This window comes from Cobetia sp. UIB-001, from assembly GCF_044789135.1.
Classification (GTDB): Bacteria; Pseudomonadota; Gammaproteobacteria; order Pseudomonadales; family Halomonadaceae; genus Cobetia; species Cobetia amphilecti.
On the sequence record NZ_CP058244.1, the window covers coordinates 191,419 to 215,492 of the forward strand.

17 protein-coding genes and 3 rRNA genes are annotated in these 24,074 nt (G+C 61.6%); 14 read left to right on the plus strand and 6 right to left on the minus strand.

Annotated features, from left to right (window positions below):
- The first annotated feature begins 71 nt into the window (after positions 1 to 71).
- Together HA399_RS00875 and HA399_RS00880 are read left to right on the plus strand one after the other, a co-directional pair.
- Complete coding sequence (locus tag HA399_RS00875; protein ID WP_043333445.1) at positions 72 to 1,103, plus strand: type IV pilus twitching motility protein PilT; 1,032 nt, start codon at positions 72 to 74, stop codon at positions 1,101 to 1,103.
- 139 nt (positions 1,104 to 1,242) lie between these two features.
- The gene (locus HA399_RS00880) at positions 1,243 to 2,397 is read left to right on the plus strand and encodes a PilT/PilU family type 4a pilus ATPase (RefSeq protein WP_043333447.1); all 1,155 of its coding nucleotides are present in this window, start codon (positions 1,243 to 1,245) and stop codon (positions 2,395 to 2,397) included.
- Between the two features lie 106 nt (positions 2,398 to 2,503).
- Here HA399_RS00880 and HA399_RS00885 read toward each other — a convergent pair whose 3' ends face one another.
- A complete protein-coding gene (locus HA399_RS00885; protein ID WP_404325708.1) occupies positions 2,504 to 3,652 on the minus strand; it encodes an anhydro-N-acetylmuramic acid kinase in 1,149 nt (382 codons plus the stop codon).
- A 142-nt stretch (positions 3,653 to 3,794) separates the two neighbouring features.
- Between HA399_RS00885 and tyrS the strand changes: the two genes are divergently transcribed.
- From tyrS to rrf, 4 genes are all read left to right on the plus strand, one after another.
- Complete coding sequence (tyrS, locus tag HA399_RS00890) at positions 3,795 to 5,003, plus strand: tyrosine--tRNA ligase (protein ID WP_404325709.1); 1,209 nt, start codon at positions 3,795 to 3,797, stop codon at positions 5,001 to 5,003.
- A gap of 584 nt (positions 5,004 to 5,587) precedes the next feature.
- A 16S ribosomal RNA gene (locus HA399_RS00895) occupies positions 5,588 to 7,128 on the plus strand.
- A gap of 244 nt (positions 7,129 to 7,372) precedes the next feature.
- Positions 7,373 to 10,258 (plus strand): 23S ribosomal RNA (locus HA399_RS00900).
- A 137-nt stretch (positions 10,259 to 10,395) separates the two neighbouring features.
- A 5S ribosomal RNA gene (gene rrf / locus HA399_RS00905) occupies positions 10,396 to 10,511 on the plus strand.
- Together the 16S, 23S and 5S rRNA genes form the textbook arrangement of a ribosomal RNA operon.
- A 200-nt stretch (positions 10,512 to 10,711) precedes the next feature.
- On the opposite strand, the gene HA399_RS00910 is transcribed toward rrf, so the two are convergent.
- Complete coding sequence (locus HA399_RS00910; protein WP_404325710.1) at positions 10,712 to 11,155, minus strand: VOC family protein; 444 nt, start codon at positions 11,153 to 11,155, stop codon at positions 10,712 to 10,714.
- A gap of 167 nt (positions 11,156 to 11,322) precedes the next feature.
- On the minus strand, positions 11,323 to 12,378 hold the full coding sequence (gene hisC, locus HA399_RS00915) for a histidinol-phosphate transaminase (RefSeq protein ID WP_404325711.1): 1,056 nt from the start codon (positions 12,376 to 12,378) through the stop codon (positions 11,323 to 11,325).
- 364 nt (positions 12,379 to 12,742) lie between these two features.
- Here hisC and HA399_RS00920 point away from each other — a divergent pair, with 364 nt between their 5' ends.
- The 3 genes from HA399_RS00920 to radA all read left to right on the plus strand — a co-directional run bounded on the left by HA399_RS00920 (position 12,743) and on the right by radA (position 16,083).
- Positions 12,743 to 13,882, plus strand: a complete 1,140-nt coding sequence (locus HA399_RS00920) for an alkene reductase (RefSeq protein ID WP_404325712.1) — start codon at positions 12,743 to 12,745, stop codon at positions 13,880 to 13,882.
- A gap of 179 nt (positions 13,883 to 14,061) precedes the next feature.
- Entirely contained in the window at positions 14,062 to 14,529 is a 468-nt protein-coding gene (locus HA399_RS00925; RefSeq protein WP_043336742.1) for a copper resistance protein NlpE N-terminal domain-containing protein, read from the plus strand.
- A 141-nt stretch (positions 14,530 to 14,670) separates the two neighbouring features.
- Positions 14,671 to 16,083: a DNA repair protein RadA gene (gene radA / locus HA399_RS00930; protein ID WP_043336740.1), complete on the plus strand. Its 1,413-nt coding sequence runs from the start codon at positions 14,671 to 14,673 to the stop codon at positions 16,081 to 16,083.
- A gap of 134 nt (positions 16,084 to 16,217) precedes the next feature.
- Here the strand turns inward: radA and HA399_RS00935 are convergent, their stop codons facing one another.
- On the minus strand, positions 16,218 to 16,862 hold the full coding sequence (locus HA399_RS00935) for a DUF1415 domain-containing protein (protein ID WP_404325714.1): 645 nt from the start codon (positions 16,860 to 16,862) through the stop codon (positions 16,218 to 16,220).
- Positions 16,863 to 17,200: 338 nt separating this feature from the next.
- On the opposite strand from HA399_RS00935, the gene HA399_RS00940 reads away from it, so the two are divergent.
- A complete protein-coding gene (locus HA399_RS00940) occupies positions 17,201 to 19,072 on the plus strand; it encodes a SulP family inorganic anion transporter (RefSeq protein ID WP_404325716.1) in 1,872 nt (623 codons plus the stop codon).
- A 126-nt stretch (positions 19,073 to 19,198) separates the two neighbouring features.
- A complete protein-coding gene (gene mnmH, locus HA399_RS00945) occupies positions 19,199 to 20,305 on the plus strand; it encodes a tRNA 2-selenouridine(34) synthase MnmH (RefSeq protein ID WP_284892480.1) in 1,107 nt (368 codons plus the stop codon).
- A gap of 25 nt (positions 20,306 to 20,330) precedes the next feature.
- On the opposite strand, the gene HA399_RS00950 is transcribed toward mnmH, so the two are convergent.
- Positions 20,331 to 21,080: a type 1 glutamine amidotransferase gene (locus HA399_RS00950; protein WP_404325718.1), complete on the minus strand. Its 750-nt coding sequence runs from the start codon at positions 21,078 to 21,080 to the stop codon at positions 20,331 to 20,333.
- Positions 21,081 to 21,184: 104 nt separating this feature from the next.
- Between HA399_RS00950 and HA399_RS00955 the strand changes: the two genes are divergently transcribed.
- From HA399_RS00955 to HA399_RS00965, 3 genes are all read left to right on the plus strand, one after another.
- Complete coding sequence (locus HA399_RS00955) at positions 21,185 to 21,478, plus strand: MGMT family protein (protein ID WP_043336737.1); 294 nt, start codon at positions 21,185 to 21,187, stop codon at positions 21,476 to 21,478.
- 181 nt (positions 21,479 to 21,659) lie between these two features.
- Entirely contained in the window at positions 21,660 to 22,271 is a 612-nt protein-coding gene (locus HA399_RS00960) for a YjaG family protein (protein ID WP_404325719.1), read from the plus strand.
- A gap of 62 nt (positions 22,272 to 22,333) precedes the next feature.
- Complete coding sequence (locus tag HA399_RS00965) at positions 22,334 to 23,182, plus strand: CHAD domain-containing protein (RefSeq protein ID WP_404325720.1); 849 nt, start codon at positions 22,334 to 22,336, stop codon at positions 23,180 to 23,182.
- A 109-nt stretch (positions 23,183 to 23,291) separates the two neighbouring features.
- Here HA399_RS00965 and hisF read toward each other — a convergent pair whose 3' ends face one another.
- A complete protein-coding gene (gene hisF / locus HA399_RS00970) occupies positions 23,292 to 24,065 on the minus strand; it encodes an imidazole glycerol phosphate synthase subunit HisF (RefSeq protein ID WP_043336726.1) in 774 nt (257 codons plus the stop codon).
- Between the last annotated feature and the right edge of the window lie 9 nt (positions 24,066 to 24,074).

Consider the following 24,074-nt stretch of genomic DNA (forward strand, 5'->3'; position numbering starts at 1 on the left):
TCACTTCACACTTTCACCAGAGTACACAAGACTCGTTGGTACAAGAGCTTCGGTCTTCGCGAGGGAACTGCATGGATATTACCGAACTGCTGGCTTTTTCGGCAAAACAGAACGCGTCGGATCTTCACCTGTCCGCTGGTTTGCCACCGATGATTCGTGTCGACGGTGATGTGCGGCGCATCAATGTGCCGTCAATGGATGACAAGCAGGTGCGTGCGCTGATCTACGAGATCATGAACGACAAGCAGCGCCGTGACTTCGAGGAATTCCTCGAGACCGATTTCTCCTTCGAGGTGCCGGGCGTCTCGCGCTTTCGTGTCAACGCCTTCCATCAGGGGCGTGGTGCGGGGGCCGTCTTCCGTACCATCCCCTCGGAAGTGCTGACGATGGAGGATCTGGGGCTCGGTGAAGCCTTCCGCAAGATGTGCATGCTGCCGCGCGGCCTGATTCTTGTCACCGGGCCGACCGGCTCCGGTAAGTCCACCACGCTGGCGGCGATGGTCGATTACATCAACGAGAACAAGTACGACCACATCCTCACCATCGAGGACCCGGTGGAATTCGTGCACCAGTCCAAGCGGTGTCTGGTCAACCAGCGTGAAGTGCACCGTGATACCCACGGCTTCGCGCCCGCGCTGCGTTCGGCGCTGCGTGAAGACCCGGATGTCATTCTGGTCGGCGAGCTGCGAGATCTCGAGACCATCCGCCTGGCGCTGACCGCGGCCGAGACGGGCCACCTGGTGTTCGGCACCCTGCACACCACCTCCGCGACCAAGACCGTCGACCGTATCATCGACGTCTTCCCCGGCGAGGAGAAGTCGATGGTGCGCTCGATGCTGTCCGAGTCCCTGCAGGGCGTCATCGCCCAGACACTGCTCAAGAAGATTGGCGGTGGCCGAGTGGCGGCTCACGAGATCATGATCGCGACGCCTGCCATTCGTAACCTGATCCGCGAGGACAAGGTGGCGCAGATGTATTCCTCCATCCAGACCGGTGGCGCCCTGGGCATGCAGACACTGGATGCAGCGCTGACGCGTCTGTTGGCGGAAGGGCTGGTGACCAATGAAGATGCTCAGGCGAAAGCCAAGGGCTTGTTGAGCTGAATTCGTCAGGAGTGCCGACAATCACGTTGCAGGTAGGTGGGGCAGGGGCCGGAACACGTCAACTTTTCAGGTTCATGGGACGGCATTTCAGCGCGAGGCCTTGGGCGCGACTCTCAAGGCGCATATCGGGATACAACTCATGACTCCTCATGAATGGCTGCATGAACTTCTGCAGTTGATGGTCAGCAAAGGCAGCTCGGACCTGTTCATCTCCACCGGCACGCCGCCACAGATGAAGGTCAATGGCCGCATGGTGGCGCTGGGTGACAAGAAGCTGAGTGTCGATCAGGTGAGAGAGCTGGTGCTCGCACCGATGAGTGACATGCAGCGCGAGCGCTTCGAGGAAGAGCGCGAGGCCAACTTCGCGCATAGCTTGCCGGGGGTCGGGCGCTTCAGGATCAGCGCCTTCTACCAGCGTAGCCAGATGGGCATGGTGATTCGCCGCATCCAGCTGTCGATTCCCAGCCTGGAAGAGTTGCGGCTGCCGGAGATCATCAAGGGGCTTTCCGAGACCAAGCGTGGTCTGGTGATCTTCGTCGGCGGCACCGGCGCCGGCAAGTCGACCTCGCTGGCGGCGATGATCCAGCACCGCAACCAGACCTCGAGCGGGCATATCATCTGCATCGAAGACCCGATCGAGTATATCCACCCTCACCAGCGCTCCATCGTGACGCAGCGTGAAGTGGGGATCGATACCGAGTCCTTCGAGGTGGCACTGCGCAATACGCTGCGTCAGGCGCCGGACGTGATCATGATCGGCGAGATCCGCTCGCGTGAGACCATGGAGCACGCGCTGACCTTCGCCGAGACCGGTCACCTGTGTCTTGCGACGTTGCATGCCAACAATGCCAACCAGGCGCTGGACCGCATCATCCACTTCTTCCCGGAGGAACGTCATGAACAGGTGTGGATGGATCTGTCGCTGAACCTCAAGGGCATCGTGGCCCAGCAGCTGTTGCCTCACAAGAGTGGCAACACCACCCAGCGCGTGCCGGCCATTGAGGTGATGCTGCGTTCGCCGCTGATCGTCGATCTGATCCGCAAGGGCGCGGTGGTCGAGATCAAGGACGTCATGAAACGCTCGCAGCAGCAGGGCATGATGACCTTCGATCAATCGCTGTACGCCTTGCATCAGCAGGGCTTGATCACCGAGGAAGTGGCATTGGCGCATGCCGATTCCGCCAATGACCTGCGCCTGATGATCAAGTTCGGTGATTCCGACAGTGCCCAGGAAGCCCAGCTGGATGTCCTGAATGCCGCCAGTCGCTTCTCGCTGCAAGGGGATGACGACTGAGGCGTGTCGGTGATGCCAGCTGTCGGTGACGCCAGCATAGTGATTGGTCAATCAAGAGCCGCCCTGCTTCTGAGGAAGAGGGCGGCTTTTTCGTATCCGCTGAGGATCAGCGAGCGTAGAGGCCGCCCAGCACTCTCGGGCCGCTCGCGCCGGTCACGCTGGGCAGGTTGCCGGGGCGCTCCAGTACTCTGCGCGCCGCGAGCCAGGCAAAGGCGCTGGCTTCGAGCAGGTCTGCGTTCCAGCCCATGTCAGCGCAGGACACGAGAGGCGTCGCTTGCTCGCCTTGCGCCAGGCGCTGCTCCAGCTGCGTGAGCAGGGCGCCATTGCGTGCCCCGCCGCCGCAGGGAGTCAGCGCGGCCAGTGATACGCCGGTCTGCTCCAGTGCCCGCACGATGCTCTCGACGGTCAGACTCAGGAGCGTGGCCTGCACGTGGGCCGGTGACTCGTCGCCGGTCAGGTGCTGTGCCAACCAGTCGAGATGGAAGTCTTCGCGGCCAGTGCTCTTGGGAAGGGGGCGGCGGAAGTAATCGGCCGACAGCAATCTCTCGAGCAAGTCAGGAATCACCTTGCCGCTGGCGGCCCACTGACCGTCCTGATCCACCGCGGTGCCACGATGGCGGGCATGCCAGGCATCCAGCAGGCAGTTGGCGGGGCCGGTATCGAAGCCGATGACGTCAGCCGTGGAGCCCTGAGGGGGAAGTAGCGTCAGATTGGCGATGCCGCCCAGGTTGAGCAGCCCATGCCATTGGTCTGGCTGACTGAAAAGGGCAGCGTGGAAGGCGGGCGCCAGCGGGGCCGCCTGACCGCCGGCGGCTAGGTCACGGCGCCGGAAGTCAGCGACGACGGGAATGCCGCACAGCTCGGCCAGCAGGCTGGGGTTGTCGAGCTGCAGAGTGTAGGGCGAGTGGCATGGCCGGTCGCCGAAACCGTAGGGGCGATGCTCGATGGTCTGGCCATGGCTGCCAATCGCCGCGATATCGTCTGCACTCAGTTGCTGGCGGGTCAGCAAGCGCATCACTGCGCTGGCGGCCAGTTCGGCCAACGCCTGCTCGGCGGCGGCGAGATCGGCGAAGCATGCCTCATCGCAATGCATCAGCTGCCAGAGACGGGTCCGCAGTGTCTCGGGCAGCGGCAGGTCGAGCCCATCAATGAAGCGAATCCGTTCGTGGTCTGGCGAGGAGGGGGTGATATCGAGCAAGGCGATATCGAGTCCGTCCAGGCTGGTGCCGGTCATCAAGCCAAGGTAGAGCGCCATGCGATGATCTCCCGATCCAGTGGGGGTGAAGCTTGTGAGCACGCCGCTCTGCGGCAGGGGGTGCATGCCATGCTCGTCATGCTAACATTCTCGGCCAACATGCCCCGTTACGAGGGGAGCAGCAACGGTCAGAGAGGGCAGGATGAGCGACAAGTCAGTAGTGGAAGCGCTGGAGATCATCAAGCGCGGTACCGATGAGGTGCTGGTCGAGGAAGAGCTGATCAAGAAGCTCGAGTCCGGGCGCAAGCTCAAGGTCAAGGCGGGCTTTGATCCGACGGCGCCGGACCTGCACCTCGGTCATACGGTGCTGATCAACAAGCTGCGCCAGCTGCAGGACCTCGGTCACGAGATCATCTTCCTGATCGGTGATTTCACCGGCCGCATCGGCGACCCCACCGGCAAGAGCGTGACGCGCAAGCCGCTGACCGAAGAGGATGTGAAGGCCAATGCCCTGACGTATCAGGAGCAGGTCTTCAAGATCCTCGACAAGGAGAAGACGTGCATCGCCTTCAACTCCGAATGGATCAACAAGCTCTCCGCGGGTGACATGATCGAGCTGGCGGCCTCCAGCACGGTCGCGCGCATGCTCGAGCGTGACGATTTCGACAAGCGCTATACCGGCAATCAGCCGATCTCCATCCATGAGTTCCTCTACCCGCTGATCCAGGGGTATGACTCCGTGGCACTGGAAGCGGACATCGAGCTTGGCGGCACCGATCAGAAGTTCAATCTGCTGATGGGGCGTGAGCTGCAGCGCCAGCGCGGCCAGGAGCCGCAGGTCGTGATCACCATGCCGATCCTCGAGGGCCTGGATGGCGTGCAGAAGATGTCCAAGTCGCTGGGCAACTACATCGGTATCAACGACCGCCCGGGCGAGATGTTCAACAAGATCGTCTCCATGCCGGATTCGCTGATGTGGCGTTACTTCGAGCTGCTGTCGCTGCGTCCTCTCGATGAAGTGAAGGCGCTGATGGCCAGCATCGACGGCGGTGCCAACCCGCGTGATATCAAGATGGAGCTGGCGCGTGAGCTGGTGGCACGCTTCCACGATGAAGAGGTGGCGGCGACGGCGCACCTCTCCAGCGGCAATCAGCTGGCCGACGGCGAGCTGCCGGCGGACATGCCGGATGTCACTGTCAGCCTGGAAGGCGCCGAGGTGGCGCCGATCGCGGCGGTCATCAATCGCGCGGGCCTGGCCAACAACAGTGCCCAGGCCAAGGACATGCTCAAGAATGGTCGCGTGAAAGTGGATGGCGAAGTGGTCGAGCCTTCCTATATGGCACCTTTCGATACTGCCATCGTCATCCAAGCGGGCAAGAAGCGCTACGCACGAGTGACCGTGACGCGCTGAGGTACTGAGAGCTGAGGTGCTAAGAGGTGCTGTGAGAAGACGCTGGCGTATGTCGCCTCCCGTTCGGCCCCACCAGACATGGTGGGGCCGAACGCGTTTTGAGCGCCTGACATCATCGCGGCGAGATTCTCTCAAGAAAGCCCTTGCCCTCACGGCGGTTCGTGCGTAAAGTACGCATCCGCTGCCGGGGACGCATGGCGTTACCAGCGGTGAAAGAGGTTTGCAGGTTATTGTTTTGCTTGATGTTTTTGAAGTCCGCTTCGATATCATCGATTGACAATCCCGGGCGATTCGCTAGAATACGCCGCACTCCTTACGGAACAGGTGATCGAGCAATGCTCCTCACCGCTTGATGATGCTTAGAGGCAGTCGACTGACTCATCATCAAGTGCTTGACTTCTCAAGCGTTCCGGGTAGAATATGTCTCCTCGCTTAACAGCGACGCTCTTTAAAAATTTGATCAGGTAATTCGTGTGAGCGCTTGCCGATGAGTGGTGACAAGGTCACCAAATATCGGAGCAAGCCTCTCACGAGAAGTTTGACTCTGAACCAAGTTTGGTCTGCTTAACAGACTATCAAGCTTTCAACTGAAGAGTTTGATCATGGCTCAGATTGAACGCTGGCGGCAGGCTTAACACATGCAAGTCGAGCGGAAACGATCCTAGCTTGCTAGGAGGCGTCGAGCGGCGGACGGGTGAGTAATGCATGGGAATCTGCCCGATAGTGGGGGACAACCTGGGGAAACTCAGGCTAATACCGCATACGTCCTACGGGAGAAAGCAGGGGATCTTCGGACCTTGCGCTATCGGATGAGCCCATGTCGGATTAGCTTGTTGGTGAGGTAATGGCTCACCAAGGCGACGATCCGTAGCTGGTCTGAGAGGATGATCAGCCACACTGGGACTGAGACACGGCCCAGACTCCTACGGGAGGCAGCAGTGGGGAATATTGGACAATGGGCGAAAGCCTGATCCAGCCATGCCGCGTGTGTGAAGAAGGCCTTCGGGTTGTAAAGCACTTTCAGCGAGGAAGAACGCCTTGGGACTAATACTCCCGAGGAAAGACATCACTCGCAGAAGAAGCACCGGCTAACTCCGTGCCAGCAGCCGCGGTAATACGGAGGGTGCAAGCGTTAATCGGAATTACTGGGCGTAAAGCGCGCGTAGGTGGCTAAGTCAGCCAGGTGTGAAAGCCCCGGGCTCAACCTGGGAACGGCATCTGGAACTGCTTGGCTAGAGTGCAGGAGAGGAAGGTAGAATTCCCGGTGTAGCGGTGAAATGCGTAGAGATCGGGAGGAATACCAGTGGCGAAGGCGGCCTTCTGGACTGACACTGACACTGAGGTGCGAAAGCGTGGGTAGCAAACAGGATTAGATACCCTGGTAGTCCACGCCGTAAACGATGTCAACTAGCCGTTGGGTCCCTTGAGGACTTAGTGGCGCAGCTAACGCAATAAGTTGACCGCCTGGGGAGTACGGCCGCAAGGTTAAAACTCAAATGAATTGACGGGGGCCCGCACAAGCGGTGGAGCATGTGGTTTAATTCGATGCAACGCGAAGAACCTTACCTACCCTTGACATCCAGAGGACTTTCCAGAGATGGATTGGTGCCTTCGGGAACTCTGAGACAGGTGCTGCATGGCTGTCGTCAGCTCGTGTTGTGAAATGTTGGGTTAAGTCCCGTAACGAGCGCAACCCCTATCCTTATTTGCCAGCGAGTAATGTCGGGAACTCTAAGGAGACTGCCGGTGACAAACCGGAGGAAGGTGGGGACGACGTCAAGTCATCATGGCCCTTACGGGTAGGGCTACACACGTGCTACAATGGCAAGTACAAAGGGTTGCAATACTGCGAAGTGGAGCCAATCCCATAAAGCTTGCCTCAGTCCGGATTGGAGTCTGCAACTCGACTCCATGAAGTCGGAATCGCTAGTAATCGTGGATCAGAATGCCACGGTGAATACGTTCCCGGGCCTTGTACACACCGCCCGTCACACCATGGGAGTGGACTGCACCAGAAGTGGTTAGCCTAACCTTCGGGAGGGCGATCACCACGGTGTGGTTCATGACTGGGGTGAAGTCGTAACAAGGTAGCCCTAGGGGAACCTGGGGCTGGATCACCTCCTTATCGACACTGTCTACTGCTCGCGGCAAGTGCTCACAACGAATTACCTGATCTTATTGCTGGCTTAGCCGGCAGTGGCAAGCGTGCTCATCATAGAGCGCGCTTCTCACTGTTCTCTGAACAGCCGCTCTTTAACAATGTGAATCATGCTGACGATAGATGTGTGCGCCAAGTGCATGTCTATCAAACGATATGTCGGAGAGGTCCGACAGATTCGTAATCCTTGACAGACCCCTTGGGGTTATATGGTCAAGCGATTAAGCGCATACGGTGGATGCCTTGGCAGCCAGAGGCGATGAAGGACGTGATAGCCTGCGATAAGCGTTGGCGAGGTGGCAAATACCCTGCGACCCAACGATTTCCGAATGGGGAAACCCACTCACCATCAGGTGAGTATCTATAGGCCAATACATAACCTATAGAGGCAAACCCGGGGAACTGAAACATCTAAGTACCCGGAGGAAAAGAAATCAACCGAGATTCCCCAAGTAGCGGCGAGCGAACGGGGACCAGCCCTTAAGCGTGACAACTGACAGACGAACAAGCTGGGAAGCTTGACGATACAGGGTGATAGTCCCGTAGTCGAAGTCTGAGTCACGTGAAATCGAGTAGGTCGGGGCACGAGAAACCTTGACTGAACATGGGGGGACCATCCTCCAAGGCTAAATACTCCTGGCTGACCGATAGTGAACCAGTACCGTGAGGGAAAGGCGAAAAGAACCCCGGCGAGGGGAGTGAAATAGATCCTGAAACCGTATGCGTACAAGCAGTGGGAGCACCTTCGTGGTGTGACCGCGTACCTTTTGTATAATGGGTCAGCGACTTATATTCTGTGGCGAGCTTAACCGTATAGGGGAGGCGTAGGGAAACCGAGTCTTAACTGGGCGACCAGTCGCAGGGTATAGACCCGAAACCGGGCGATCTATCCATGGCCAGGGTGAAGATTGAGTAACATCAATTGGAGGCCCGAACCCAAGTATGTTGAAAAATGCTGGGATGAGCTGTGGATCGGAGTGAAAGGCTAATCAAGCCCGGAGATAGCTGGTTCTCCTCGAAAGCTATTTAGGTAGCGCCTCACGTATCACCGCTGGGGGTAGAGCACTGTTTCGGCTAGGGGGTCATCCCGACTTACCAACCCGAGGCAAACTCCGAATACCAGTGAGTGCAGCGTGGGAGACACACAGCGGGTGCTAACGTCCGTTGTGAAAAGGGAAACAACCCAGACCGTCAGCTAAGGTCCCAAAATCCTGATTAAGTGGGAAACGATGTGGGAAGGCTCAGACAGCTAGGAGGTTGGCTTAGAAGCAGCCATCCTTTAAAGAAAGCGTAATAGCTCACTAGTCGAGTCGGCCTGCGCGGAAGATATAACGGGGCTAAATCAGGTACCGAAGCTACGGGTTCATCCTCTGGATGAGCGGTAGAGGAGCGTCGTGTAAGCCAATGAAGGTGGATTGAGAAGTCTGCTGGAGGTATCACGAGTGCGAATGCTGACATGAGTAACGATAAGGGGAGTGAAAAACTCCCCCGCCGGAAGACCAAGGTTTTCTGTTCTACGTTAATCGGAGCAGAGTGAGTCGGCCCCTAAGGCGAGGCGGAAACGCGTAGTCGATGGGAAACGGGTTAATATTCCCGTACCGGATGTGGTTGCGATGGGGGGACGAAGAAGGCTAGGTGAGCCAGGCGTTGGTTGTCCTGGTGAAAGCATGTAGGCCGAGGAATCAGGCAAATCCGGTTCCTCTGAGGTCGAGATGCGAGACGAACTGACCACGGTCAGGAAGTCATCGATGCCACGCTTCCAGGAAAAGCCTCTAAGCTTCAGATCACATGCGACCGTACCCCAAACCGACACAGGTGGTCAGGTAGAGAATACCAAGGCGCTTGAGAGAACTCGGGTGAAGGAACTAGGCAAAATGGCACCGTAACTTCGGGAGAAGGTGCACCGGTTCGAGTGAAGGACTTGCTCCGTAAGCTCTTACCGGTCGAAGATACCAGGTGGCTGCAACTGTTTATTAAAAACACAGCACTCTGCAAACGCGCAAGCGGACGTATAGGGTGTGACGCCTGCCCGGTGCCGGAAGGTTAATTGATGGGGTTAGCTCACGCGAAGCTCTTGATCGAAGCCCCGGTAAACGGCGGCCGTAACTATAACGGTCCTAAGGTAGCGAAATTCCTTGTCGGGTAAGTTCCGACCTGCACGAATGGCGTAATGATGGCCACGCTGTCTCCACCCGAGACTCAGTGAAATTGAAATCGCAGTGAAGATGCTGTGTACCCGCGGCTAGACGGAAAGACCCCGTGAACCTTTACTATAGCTTTACACTGGATGCTGATGTTGTCTGTGTAGGATAGCTGGGAGGCTTTGAAACCACGTCGCCAGATGCGGTGGAGCCAACCTTGAAATACCAGCCTGACATCATTGGCGTTCTAACTCAGGTCCGTTATCCGGATCGAGGACAGTGTATGGTGGGTAGTTTGACTGGGGCGGTCTCCTCCTAAAGAGTAACGGAGGAGCACGAAGGTACCCTCAGCACGGTTGGAAATCGTGCATTGAGTGCAAGAGCATAAGGGTGCTTGACTGCGAGACAGACACGTCGAGCAGGTACGAAAGTAGGTTCTAGTGATCCGGTGGTTCTGTATGGAAGGGCCATCGCTCAACGGATAAAAGGTACTCCGGGGATAACAGGCTGATACCGCCCAAGAGTTCACATCGACGGCGGTGTTTGGCACCTCGATGTCGGCTCATCACATCCTGGGGCTGAAGTCGGTCCCAAGGGTATGGCTGTTCGCCATTTAAAGTGGTACGCGAGCTGGGTTTAGAACGTCGTGAGACAGTTCGGTCCCTATCTGCCGTGGGCGTCGGAAGTTTGAGAAGAGCTGCTCCTAGTACGAGAGGACCGGAGTGGACGAACCTCTGGTGTTCGGGTTGTCATGCCAATGGCATTGCCCGGTAGCTACGTTCGGACGGGATAACCGCTGAAAGCATCTAAGCGGGAAGCCCCCTTCAAGATGAGACTTCCCTGAGGCCTTGCGCCTCCTGAAGGGCCCTTGAAGACTACAAGGTTGATAGGCTGGGTGTGGAAGCACAGCAATGTGTTGAGCTAACCAGTACTAATTGCCCGTGAGGCTTGACCATATAACACCCAAGGGGTTTGCGTAGGCAAACCGCCGGGATTGCGACAGGATCGAGACATATCGGTCAGCATAATTCATATTGCGAGTCACGAGGCCACAAGCCTTGAGACTCAGGCATCGCAAGATGCCACCGTTTCGCCTGACGACCATAGCGAGCGTGAACCACCCGATCCCATGCCGAACTCGGAAGTGAAACCGCTTAGCGCCGATGGTAGTGTGGAGTTTCTCCATGTGAGAGTAGGTCATCGTCAGGCACTTATACCGAACCGCCCCTGCAGCCTTGCTGCAGGGGCGGTTCTCTTTGTGCGCAGGAAAAGCAGTGGGCGAAAGAAAAGAGCTCTGCCCAAGCAACGCGCACATGACACAAGAAGGCCCCTGTCGATTTTTCGACAGGGGCCTTTTATCTTCGGGCCTTTTATCTTCAGGGCCAGTGAAGTTTCAGTGTGCCATCACATCAGGGCGAGACTTCGTAGAGTTCGATGGGCGTGCCGTCAGGGTCTGCCAGGAAGGTGAAGCGAGCGCCGGTGTATTCATCGACACGTATCGGCTCTGGCGTGGCGCCACGGGTGATCAGCAATTCGACACAGGTATCGATGTCTTCCGTCGCCAGCGCCAGGTGACGAAGCCCACAGGCTTCCGGATAGCTGGGGCGCTCAGGCGGCGAGGGGAAGGAGAACAGCTCCAGCTGGATACCGCCCGGCAGGCGCAGATCGAGCTTGTAGCTGTCGCGGGCCTCACGATAGGCCTCGTTGATCACCTGCGCATCCATGACCTCGAGATAGAAGCGCCTGGCGCGAGGGTAATCAGCGGTGATCAGCGCCACGTGATGGACTCGCGTCAGAGGCAGGCGGGGTGTCGGGGTAGCGTCTGAAGCCATGGCGAGACTGTCCGTTGTCATGTTGTGCTCCTGCAGAGTGCTCGGTGCGATGAACGGCACGACGAACTGTGTGATGAGCTGTGTGGATGGGCCGTACGGTGAACTCCTGACTGACATCCTGATCAAAGAAGGCGCCCACTGGGCGCCTTCTTTGATTGGAGCAATCACTGGCCAGCCCGTGCGCTATCTCAGCGACACAGGGTTTCCAGGGCTTCGATCAGGCTGTCCATCTCGGCATCGGTACCGATGCTGATGCGCAGATAGTCACGCAGTGCGTCGGTGTTGAAGTGGCGCACCAGGATGCCCTGTTCGCGCAGGCCGATGAACAGCTTGCCGGCATCGTGGGTCGGGTGAGTCGCCAGCACGAAGTTGGTCTGCGAGGGCAGGATCTCGAAGCCCAGCGTGGCCATGCGATCGCGCGTCTGCTCGCGAGTGGTGATGACCCGCGTGCGGCACTCATCGAAATAGTCGGGATCACTGAGCGCAGCGACGCCGACCTGTTCGGCCAGGCGGTCGATGGGGTAGGAGTTGAAGGAGTCCTTCACGCGCTCCAGACCCTCGATCAGCTCACGCGAGGCCACGGCATAGCCAAGACGAATGCCCGCCAGGCTGCGCGACTTCGAGAAAGTGCCTGTCACGACCAGATTCGGATACTGATGAATCAGCGGGATGGCGCTTTCGCCACCGAAGTCCACGTAGGCCTCGTCGACCAGCACCACGCTCTGCGGATTGCGCTCCAGCAGCGCGGCAATCGCCTTGCGGCCATGGCCATGCCCTGTCGGGGCGTTGGGGTTGGCGAAGATGATGCCGCCATTGTCGTTGCCGAAGGCTTCCAGGTCGACTTCCCAGTTGTCGGTCAGCGCGATGCTGCGCGACTCGATGCCATACATGCGGCAGTAGACCGGATAGAAGCTGTAGCTGATGGACGGCAGCAGCAGCGGCTTGTCCTGACGGAAGAATGCCTGGAAGGCCAGCGCCAGCACCTCATCGGAGCCATTGCCGACAAAGACTTCCTCGGCGCCCACATGGAAGGTATCGGCGAGGGCGGCGCGCAGCGAGCTGGAGCTCGGGTCCGGGTAGCGGCGCAGATCAGAGGCATTGAACTCGCTCAGCGTCTGCTCCACGGCGGGCGCCGGCGGATAGGGGTTCTCGTTGGTGTTCAGCTTGATCAGCTGCTCACGCGGTTGTTCGCCGGGGACGTAGGGGGTCAGGTCGTGGACCTGGGGGCTCCAGTACTTGCTCATGATTTCTCGCCGCTGGTGACAGTGCATGACCCGTGTCATGGATGCTTTTCATGTTGCCCGCTGGATCGTCGCGGTACAAGCACCGGCATGCGCTCTGAGTGAGTCCAGAGGGGCATTGGAGCGGTGATTGAAGGCTGTTGCGAAGGTCTGTTGCGAAGGGCTATCGAGAGGGGGTGTTGAAAGAAGCCCAGGAGTAGCCGCACGGCGGGCCTCGCCCATTGTTGCCATGCCAGCATTATTCTCGTGCGATGCGCGTGCTTGAAGCAGCGCGTGGTGTGCCGCATGTCACAGGCATGCTTGCCCAGCTCGTGCGACCTTGCACGGTGAGGACGCTGGGTGAAGTCCTGCAATTCAAGGAGTCCCGATGACTGCCAACACCAATGCCCCGTACGCCGATACCCTGCTCGATCCGGTCAAGCTCGGTGATCTGACCCTGCCCAACCGCATCCTGATGGCACCGCTGACACGTGCTCGTACCCCCGACAGCGTGCCCGGTGAGCTGCAGCAGGCCTATTACGGTCAGCGTGCCGGCGCCGGCCTGATCATCAGCGAGGCGACCAACATCTCGCCCACCGCACGTGGCTATGTCTACACGCCGGGCATCTGGACCGATGAGCAGGAAGCGGGCTGGAAGGGCGTCGTCCAGGCGGTGCACGCCAAGGGCGGACGCATGGCGCTGCAGCTGTGGCACGTCGGGCGTGTCTCGCATGAGATGGTGCAGCCGGACGGCCAGCAGCCGGTCGCGCCGAGCGCCCTGCGTGGTGAAGGCGCCCAGTGCTTCGTCGAGTTCGAGGACGGCACCAGCGGACGTCACCCCACCAGTACGCCGCGCGCCCTGGAGACGGACGAGATTCCCCAGCTGATCGAGGACTATCGCCAGGCCGCCGTGCGCGCCAAGCGTGCCGGTTTCGACATGATCGAGGTGCACGCCGCCAACGCCTATCTGCTCAACCAGTTCATGGCCACCGGCACCAATCAGCGCACTGACCAGTACGGTGGCTCGGTCGAGAACCGTGCGCGCCTGACGCTGGAAGTCGTCGATGCCGTCGCCGAAGTTTTCGGCCCTGAGCGTACCGGCATCCGCCTGACGCCCTTCATCGAGATCTTCGGTCTGACCGATGACGAGCCGGAAGAGATGGCCTTCTACATGGCCGAGCAGCTCTCCAGACGTGGCATCGCCTATGTGCACGTCAACGAGCCGGACTGGGCCGGTGGCGACATCAAGTTCAGCGATGACTTCCGTCGTGCCCTGCGCGAGCGCGTCACGGGCGCGCTGATCTTCTGCGGCCACTACGATGGTGAGAGCGCAGCACGCATCATCGATGAGGGCATCGCGGATGCCGTCGCCATCGGGCGCCCGTATATCGCCAACCCGGACCTGGTCGAACGCATTCGCCTCGGCGCTGAGTTCAACGAGCAGGACCCGGACACCTTCTACGGTGGTGGTGCCAAGGGTTACACCGACTATCCGTTTCTCGACAATGGCCATGATCGCCGCGGCTGAGGCCGACACGATTTAGCGAATGGTGTTCGATAAACGCCATCGGGGGTGGCCTCTCGGGGCGGATACCCGCTATTCTTGAGCATGGAAGCTTGTGAGCGGTCTGCCTGCCAAAGCGGGTAGACCGCTCGCCGTCGATAGCGCTGACGCTGCTATCGAGTCATCGCCTTAAGGAGGATTCAATGCAGATCAGGACTCTGATGGTGGGAGCCGCGCTGATGGTCGGTCTCGCCGGGTGCGCATCAACGGCCCAGACCAATGACGGTGCCGCTGACAACAGCGCCACCGAGACAGCCAGCGAGCAGGTTGCCGTCTACAAGGGCACCCTGCCGTGTCGTCGCTGCACGGGCATTGACCTCGATGTACGCCTCAAGGGTGCCGAAGAGGCAGCCCAGGATGAGCGTACCTTCAGTCTCGATGCCACCTATCGTGATCATCCGCAGCAGCCGGATCCAGAGCATTACGAAGGCCAGTGGGACGTGCTGTCCGGCACCGTGACGGACCCGAACGCGACCGTCTATGAGCTGACGCCGGACGGCGAAGGCCAGACCTACTACTTCCTGCGTCTGGATGCCCAGACTCTGGAGCTGGTCGACCCGCAGAAGCGTCGCTTCCAGAACGGTGAGACACTGCGCCTCAAGCGCCAGTAAGCGTGCCGTGCGCCACAAGGCGATCGTGAGCACAAGGAAGGCGGCGCAAGCCGCCTTCCTTGTGTCTGGCCGTTGGAAATCCGCGGCTGACGACACTCCGCCGCGGCGCCGAGAATCATTTCTTCCCGACAGGATTGTCTGATGGCGAAAGCAAAGAGCGCCTTCGTATGTACCGAATGCGGTAGCGAATTCTCTAAGTGGCAGGGCCAGTGCAGCGGCTGCCGCGAATGGAACACCCTGCAGGAAATCCGCGTCGGCGCCACGGTATTGCCCGGCGCCGCCCCCGCTGCGGGGGCCGTCGCCGGTGGTGCCGCGCGTAGCGCCAGCAATGGGCGGGGCGGGTACGCCGGCACGCTCAGCGACAACGTGACCGATCTTTCCAATGTCTCGCTGGCCGAGGTGCCGCGCTTCTCCTCGACCTTCGGCGAGTTCGACCGCGTGCTGGGCGGCGGGCTGGTGCCGGGTTCCGCCGTGCTGCTCGGTGGCCACCCGGGGGCCGGCAAGTCGACGCTGCTGCTGCAGACCGCCTGCAAGCTCGCCCAGCACAAGCGCTCACTCTATGTCACCGGTGAGGAATCGCTGTCGCAGGTGGCGATGCGCGCCCATCGCCTACAGCTGCCGACCCAGGGGCTCAAGATGCTGGCCGAGACCAGCGTCGAGACGATTCTGGCCACCGCCGAGCGCGAGAAGCCCGAGGTGCTGATCATCGACTCCATCCAGACCATGCATCTGGAGGATCTGTCATCCGCGCCGGGGGGTGTCTCGCAGGTGCGTGAGTCCGCCGCCGCGCTGACCCGCTTCGCCAAGCGAACCAATACCGTGCTGCTGCTGGTCGGCCACGTGACCAAGGACGGCTCGCTGGCCGGGCCCAAGGTGCTGGAGCACATGATCGATGCCTCCCTGCTGCTGGAGGGCGATGGTGATTCGCGCTTCCGCACGCTGCGTGGCCAGAAGAACCGCTTCGGTGCGGTCAACGAGCTGGGCGTGTTCGCCATGGTCGAGCTGGGTCTGAAGGAGGTGAAGAACCCCAGCGCGATCTTCCTGTCGCGCAGCGAGGAGCAGTCCTCCGGCAGTCTGGTGATGGTGGTGTGGGAGGGCACGCGACCAATCCTGATCGAAGTGCAGGCCTTGCTGGATGACTCACCGCTGGGCAATCCCCGCCGTGTCGCCGTCGGTCTGGACGGCAATCGTCTGTCGATGCTGCTGGCAGTGCTCAACAAGCATGGCGGCCTGTTCACCGGCGATCAGGATGTCTTCCTGAACGTGGTCGGCGGGGTCAAGGTGCTCGAGACCAGTGCCGACCTCGCGGTGCTGTGTGCGGTGGTCTCCAGCCTGCAGAACCGTCCGCTGCCGCGCGAGCTGGTGGTGTTCGGCGAGGTGGGGCTGTCCGGCGAGATCCGTCCGGTGCCGAGTGGTCAGGAGCGCATCGTCGAGGCCGCCAAACACGGCTTTACGCGCGCCATCGTGCCCAAGGGCAATGCCCCCAAGAACCCGCCCAAGGGCATGACCATCGTGGCGGTCGACAAGCTGTCCCAGGCACTGGAAGCCCTGTGACATCTGCGCCTGGCGCGTGAGCCTGCCGCACGGGGACATCGTGGTGTGATGCTGCATACAACGAACAAGGCCAGCCTAGCGGCTGGCCTTGTTCGTATGGGGTTTTTTCCGAGCACGAAGCTCAGCCTGTCTTGTCAGTCCTGCTTGTCAACCTGGCGGGCGGCATGAGCACAGGCCTTGAGGCGTGAGACCAGAAGCTCGACACCGCGCTCGCGCATCAGCTCCTCATTGCGCCCCGGCACTTCTTCGACATCGCCTGCGTAGGCATTGATGGCGGCTTCGACCGAGCTCTCGCGCAGCAGGTGCAGCATCGGGTAGGGCGAGCGGTTGGTGTAGTTGGCCGCGTCGTCTTCCTCGGTATCTTCGAACACGTATTCCGGGTGGAAGCTGGCCAGCTGATAGATGCCTTCGTAGCCCTGCATCTCGAGCAGCGCCTCGGCGTAGTCGAGCAGCTCCAGGTAGGTATCGAAGTCGCGGAAGCCGTCCTTGAAGATCACCAGCGTCGTCTCGGCATCGCGATTGGCGTCCAGGTTCAGCAGCTCGTCGCCGAGTGCCTGCAGGCTGCGCTCGAGCCCTGCACCGGGTACCACGGCATACTGGATGCTGTTGCGTGCCATCTCGCGCGCGGCGAACGGGCACAGATTGTCGGCGATGATGTGCGTCTCGACCCACTGGCGCGTGGCGTCGATGGCCTCGGCTTCGCTGGCATCCAGCGGCGGGGTATAGCCACCCGCCGTCTCGGGAGTCGTGGTATCGGTCGGCGTAGCGTCGGTGGTCATGGCGTCAGGGTCCGCAGCGGTGTCAGGAAAGGGTATTGTCACTGCTCGGGCGTGGCATGGCCAGCGCCGTGTCTTATCGTCTCTCTTCGTGTCTCGTTATCGTGTCTCGTCGCCGTGTTGCTTGATCATGTCTCTTCATCGTCTCTCTTCAACATATCTCTTTCTAGGGAAAGGGCCGCAAGGTCACAGGTCGCTGTCGAGCATGTGGCGGCCCTGTTTCATTAGTGATTTCAGCGATAGACTTATCACCGCTGGTTTCAAGCCTGCCCCGAGTACGCTCAGGGACATTACGGCTACCGGCTGACGACTTCTTTCCTGCCTCGCCACGGAGATACTTCTTGTCCGCTGATACTCCGCCTCCTTCCTCGCCGCCCCCCGAATCTCCCGAATCTACCGAGACGGCAGAGGGGCCCGAGCACACCAGTGCCGCGGCCTATCGTCTGTCGCGACTGTTGCCCTTTCTCGGCTGGATGCGTCAGCTGTCGCCCGGGGATGCGCGTTCTGATCTGATCGCGGGCCTCAGTGGCGCGGTGCTGGTGCTGCCCCAGGGGGTGGCCTATGCGTTGATCGCCGGCCTGCCACCGGCGCATGGGCTGTATGCCGCCATCGTGGTGGCGATCATCGCCGGCCTGTTCGGCAGTTCGCGGCATATGGTCAGTGGCCCGGCCGCGGCAATCTCGATGGTGGTGTTCGGCACCGTCTCGACCCTGGCCGCGCCGGGCAGTCCCGAATACCTGCCGCTGGTGCTGGCGCTGACCTGCATGGTCGGCATCATCCAGCTGTCGTTGGGGCTGATGCGCATGGGGGCGCTGGTCAATCTCATCTCGCATACGGTGGTGATCGGCTTCACCGCCGGCGCCGGGGTCTTGATCGCCACCAGTCAGCTCAAGCACCTGTTCGGCATCGCGCTTGGCGATGCCTCGAGCTTTCTCGGCACCTGGTGGGCGCTGCTCGGGCATCTGGGCGATACCTCGTGGGCCACGCTGATCACGGGACTCAGCACCTTGCTCACGGCCGTGCTGGTCCGGCGGTTGAATCGCAAGCTGCCGTGGATGCTGGTGGCGATGGCTGTCGGCTGCGGTGTCGCGGCATTGCTCGGCGGCAGTGCGGCAGGTATCCCGATGGTCGGCGCTCTGTCCGGCAGCTTGCCGCCGTTTTCCCTGCCGCCGCTGGGCTTTGATACCCTGCGCTCGCTGGGTGGGGCGGCCTTCGCGCTGGCGGTGCTCGGCTTGATCGAGGCGGTCTCCATCGCGCGCGCCATCGGCGTGCGCTCGCATCAGCGTATTGACGGCAACCAGGAGTTCATCGGCCAGGGCTTGTCGAATCTGGCGGGCAGTTTCTTCTCGTGCTTTGCCGGCTCCGGCTCCTTCACGCGCTCCGGCGCCAACTATGATGCCGGCGCCCGCACCCCGCTGTCGGTGGTGGTGGCGGCACTGATCGTGCTGGCGGTGCTGTTGCTGGTGCCAGACGTCACAGCCTGGCTGCCGTTGCCGGCGATGGCGGGCCTGATCATGGTGATCGCCGCCAACCTGATCGAAGTCGCTCATATCCGTCAGATTCTGGCCGTCAGCCGCGAAGAGGCGGTGGTGCTGGTGATCACCTTCCTCGCTACCCTGCTGTTGCCGCTGGAGTTCGCCATCTTCGCCGGGGTGCTGGTCTCGCTGGTGCTGTATCTGAACCGCACCTCACGGCCACGGCTGGTCGAGATGGCGCCAGACCCGGAGCACCCGGAGCTTGGAGTGCGCAATGCCGAGCGTTATCAGCTGGCCCAGTGCCGGGAAGTGGTGATTCTGCGCGTGGATGGTTCGCTGTTCTTCGGGGCGGTCGACCATGTCCAGCGCAAGCTGGCGCGCTATACCGGCAAGCACGTCATCCTGCTGGGCACCGGCTGCAACTTCATCGATATCGCGGGCGCCGAGATGCTCGAGATCGAGCAGCGTCGCCTGCGCGATGCCGGCGGCAGTCTCAGCATGTGCGGCTTTCGCATGTACGCGCTGGAAGTGATGGAGCGCGGTGGCTTCCTCGAGCGCATGGGGCGTGAGAACTACTTCCATACCGCCGAGGCGGCGATCGCCTCGCTGCGCGACTCGGTCGCCGAAGCGCATCGCGCGCACGGTGATCAACCCGCTGCCTGCCCCGATTGTCAGCTGTTCGGCCCGGCCGGGATCGGGCCGGGGCAGGGGGTGCGCCTGACGCCACCGTTGGCGTGAAAGCACAAGGCTGGGGGCGGCTGCACGCTTGCGATAGAATATGGCCCCTTGATGGTGCGGCCAGTCAGCCAGTCAGCCAGTCGCCGCCCATTGCCTCAATCCTGTTCTGTCTGCCGAGAGATGCCCATGAGTTTGCCCACCGTGGCGGCCAGCTGCGACCTGATTCGCGACGGCCGTCCGTTGATCGATGTGCGCGCGCCGGTCGAATTCGCCGCTGGTGCCTTGCCGGGTGCCGTCAATCTGCCGCTGATGGATGATGAGGAGCGTCATCGCGTCGGGCTGCAGTACAAGCAGGTCGGCCCGGAATCGGCGGTACATCTTGGTCATCAACTGGTCAGCGGCGGGATCAAGCGCGCACGTATCCGCGCCTGGGTCGAGCACGTCGAGCGGCACCCTGACGCGATTCTCTATTGCTTCCGCGGCGGCATGCGTTCCCAGCTCAGTCAGCAGTGGCTGCAGGAAGCGGGGATCGAGCGCCCGCGCATCGAGGGCGGCTGGAAGGCCATGCGTCAGCAGCTCTGTCAGCATATCGATGAGCGTGCCGAGCAGGCCCCGATGCTGTTGATCGGCGGGCTGACCGGCTGCGCCAAGACCGAGCTGATCCATGCGCTGGACAATGGCATCGACCTGGAAGGCTGTGCACGCCACAAGGGTTCGGCCTTCGGCCGCCATCCCTTCCCGGCGCCGAGCCAGATCGACTTCGAGCACCGCATCGCCGCCGAGATGCTCACGCTTGAGGATGAAGCGCCGACCATCATGGAAGACGAGTCGCGTTTCATCGGCAGCGTCAACATTCCGCTCGCCACCTGGCGTGCGATGGAGCAGGCACCGTTGATCCGCGTCGAGATGCCGCTGGATTGGCGAGTCGTGCAGATTCAGAAGGACTATATCGAGGGGCTGTGGTCCACCTACAGTCGCCACTATGGTGACTTCCTCGGCTGGACCCTGATGCAGCGCCAGCTGCGTCAGGCGCTGCTGCGTCTGCGCAAGCGCCTGGGCAGTGCGCGCCTTGCTCGTCTGGTGCGCATGCAGGACATCGCCTTCCAGGAGCACAAGCGTGGCAATCCCATTGCCCATGAAGGCTGGCTGGCGCCGCTGCTCAGCGAGTATTATGACCCGATGTACCGCTATCAGCTCGAGAAGCACGAGCGCACCTTCCTGCACGTCGGCGACTGGGACAACAGCCTTGCCTTCGCGCGTGAGTGGAGCGCCAATCACCGCTGGCAGCGCTGACATTCCTCACGGGCGCCGTCAGCGCTCACGCATTCAGCCAGTCTACCAGCAGGCGGTCCAGCAGGGCCGCCTGACGATCAAAGCGCTTCGGGTCCTCCAGCAACGCCTCGCGTGACTGCACGCCATTGCCCTCCAGGGGCGCGGGATGGTGGGCCAGGCGGTCCTGCGTGGCCGCCGCATCCATGTGCGGATGGAAGTTGAGCGCCACCACGCGCCCCTCATCCCAGCTGAAGCCGGCCACTGGCGTATGCTCGCTGCTGGCCAGCAGCTCGCAGTCTTCCGGCAGGCCGCAGATCTCCTCATGCCACATCAAGGCCTCAAACTCGGCGGGTAGCCCCAGCGGGCACTCGTTGCTGCGCGTCAGCGTGGCCCAGCAACGCTGCGGCACCACGGCGGACGAGACGATCGCCCCCATCTGCTCGGCGATCAGTCGCGCCCCCAGGCCAATCCCCAGCAGCGGACGATTGCTGTTCAGCGTGCGCCGAATCAACTTGCGCTGCAGGCGCAGCGACTGCTGTTCGGCGGGCGAGGCGGGCTGTGCGGCGCTCGACAGGCGTTGCGGACCATCCAGCACCACCAGCGCATGGAAGTCATCGATGCCCGGCAACGCTTCGCCTGCCAGCGGGAAGCTGGTGTTGAAGCTGTGCCCCATGCCGGAAAGCCAGTCCTTGAGGCGTAGCGGACTCTGCCAGTCATGCGCTAGCGTTGCGGTATCGGCGGCTGAATCTGGTTCAGTGTCAGGGAGTTGCCCCTGATGTATGAAGTAAAGATGCATGGCTTCATCATGCGTGAGCGCCATGTCAGCGTAAAGGCCCCAGTGCCGGCATATCAGTACTTGCACCGGGCGAACCAGCCGCGACACGACAAGGAGAGAACCGCATGCGGGCCGAATTGCTCGAACAGATCTACACCGTGGTGGCGCAGATTCCCGAAGGCCGCATCACCACCTACGGGCGTATCGCCAAGATGACCGATGGCGCCAGCGCGCGCATGGTCGGCTCGGCGATGCGTCACCTGCCGGATGGCCATCAGTTGCCGTGGCATCGCGTGATCAATGCCTCGCTCAAGGTCACCGAGCACGGCGGGGCGGTGCGCCAGCGGGAAAAGCTGCGCAGCGAAGGCATCCTGTTCGATGGTGCCGGCCGCGTGCCGACGGAGTGCCTGTGGCCCTGAGGCATGCGGCAGCACGGCAGCGCTCGAGCGGGAGCGTGTTCATCCGGCCACGCGCGGGCGCTACCCTTTCGCCTACCCTATCGCATACCCTATAGCGACCTCCGGTGACATCGCGGCTGGCGGAGCCAAGACGCCAGCGCGAACGCCGCATATTGAATAGTGAAGTGAGAATAGAGCCGTCATGACTCAGCCTGTATCCGGTTTCCGTGCGCGCCTTGATGCGCTGGCCCCCGTGCGCCGTACTGCCTTCATGGCGGCGCTGACCGAGCGACTCCTGCCCAATGCCGGCTTCTACGCCGAAGCCAATGGCACGGCCAGCGCGCTGGACACCACGCGTGAGCTGCGCAAGCTGCTGGACCTCGTCTGGGAGCAGCTGCGCGTGCGCGATGCCAAGATCGATTTCTCGCTGCAGGCCGAGAAGGTCACCGCCTTCGAGCCCGGCGAGGACGATGACAGCTTCGGCGCGCGCCGCGCCCTGGAAGCCGTGATGGCGCTGACCGCCTGCATCGATGTGCTGATCAGCGAAGAGCCGGAAGCCGCGCTCAAGATCAGCCGTCTGTCCGCCGATGGCGTGCGCGCGTTGATCGACCTGCAGGCCGGTGAGGGCATCGAGCAGGAAGCACTGGAAGCCATGATTCGCGAACATCCGTTGATGATCGATGAGCGTGACTTCCAGGACGCCGTGCTCGAGAGCGTCGAAGCCCCGCAGCTGTCACGCGATGACTGGCGCGCGCTCAAGCAGTTGGGCCGCAATGAAGATGTCAGCAATCTCGGGCTATCCTTGCAGGACTGAGCGGCCCGATTCGGGCCATCCTGGTGCCAGTGATGACTGGCCAGCCGTTGTTGGAGAGACAGATGAGCGACACCCGTCAGCAGGATTCTTCTCCGATGAACGCAGCGCTGAATGGCGCGATTCAGACGCGTCTGGACGCCATGCGTGAGCGTCTCGCGCAGCCGACGCTGAGCGCGGCGGATGTGCATGCGCTGCGTGTCGACTGCAAGCAGCTGCGCGGCTGGTGGCAACTGCGGCGTGAGTCACTGGGCAAGTCGGCGGTGAGTGAGCATCAGGCGCGTCCGCGCGCCGTCGCCAAGGCATTGGCCGGGCCGCGCGAGGCGCACATGCTGCGCAAGACCCATGGTCGCGCCTACGCCTGGGTGGATGAGCGCAGTCAGCGCCTGCTGGATGCGCTGCGTCCGGGGCTGACCAGTGCCTCGCTGAGCGAGCCAGAGGGCGAGCTGGATCACGCGCCGCTCGAGACGCTGCTGAGCGAAGAGCGGGCGGCCTGGCAGGCGGCACCGCTGACGGTGGAGGAGCTCAACATCGGGCTGGAATTCAGTCGTCATCGCATCAGCAAGCTTGCGGCGCAGGTGGCCAGCAAGCGTGAGATCGAGACGTCTCACCGTCTGCGCAAGTGGGTCAAGTACCGCATGTTCCAGCTGGCACTGGCGCACGAGGCGCTGGGTGAGGCAGCCGCGCGGGAACTCGAGTCACCGAGTCACGGACGGCGTCGCGAGCCGGAGCTGCTCGACAAGGCGGCCGCGCGGCTGGGCAATCAGCATGACCTGGCGGAGCTGGCGCTGTGGGTCGGGGAGCGCGTGATGCTGCCTGCCGCCGAGAAGCACCTGGTCGCGGATATCATGACGCTTGCCGACCAGCGACTCGCGCAGGCGCTCAAGCCGCTGAAGAAGCTGGGCTACGTCTGAGCGCTGTTCTCACTTCAACCGAAGTTGCTTCTCTGCAGACAAGAACGCCGCCATTCCCTGAGGAAATGGCGGCGTTCGCGTTTCTGCCTGAACTTCCCTGCGGCTGCGCTTACAGGCGCATCTCGATACCGCGTGCGGCCATATGCGCCTTGGCCTGGGGGATCGTGTACTCGGCGAAGTGGAAGATGCTGGCGGCCAGCACCGCATCCGCACCGCCTTCGAGCACGCCATCCACCAGATGGTCGAGGGTGCCGACGCCGCCGGAGGCGATCACCGGCACGCTGACGGCGTCGGAGATGGCGCGTGTGACGCCGAGATCGAAACCGGCCTTGGTGCCATCGCGGTCCATGCTGGTCAGCAGCAGCTCGCCGGCGCCCAGCTCGACCATCTTCTTCGCCCACTCGACGGCATCGAGTCCGGTCGGCTTGCGGCCACCGTGGGTGAAGATCTCCCAGCGCGGTGTCTCGCCGTCCTGGCTGACGCGCTTGGCGTCGATGGCGACCACGATGCACTGGCTGCCGAAGCGTTCCGCGGCTTCACGCACGAAGTCCGGGTTGAACACGGCCGCGGTGTTGATCGAGACCTTGTCCGCGCCGGCGTTCAGCATGGTGCGAATGTCTTCACAGGTGCGGATGCCGCCCCCCACCGTCAGCGGGATGAACACCTCACCGGCGATGCGCGACACCATGTCGACCGTGGTGCCACGGTTGTCGACGCTGGCGGTGATGTCGAGGAAGGTGATCTCGTCGGCGCCTTGCTCGTTGTAGCGCTTGGCGACCTCGACCGGGTCACCGGCATCGCGGATACCGACGAAGTTGACGCCCTTCACGACACGACCGGCGTCGACGTCCAGACACGGAATGATGCGTTTGGCGAGTGCCATGATCGCTCC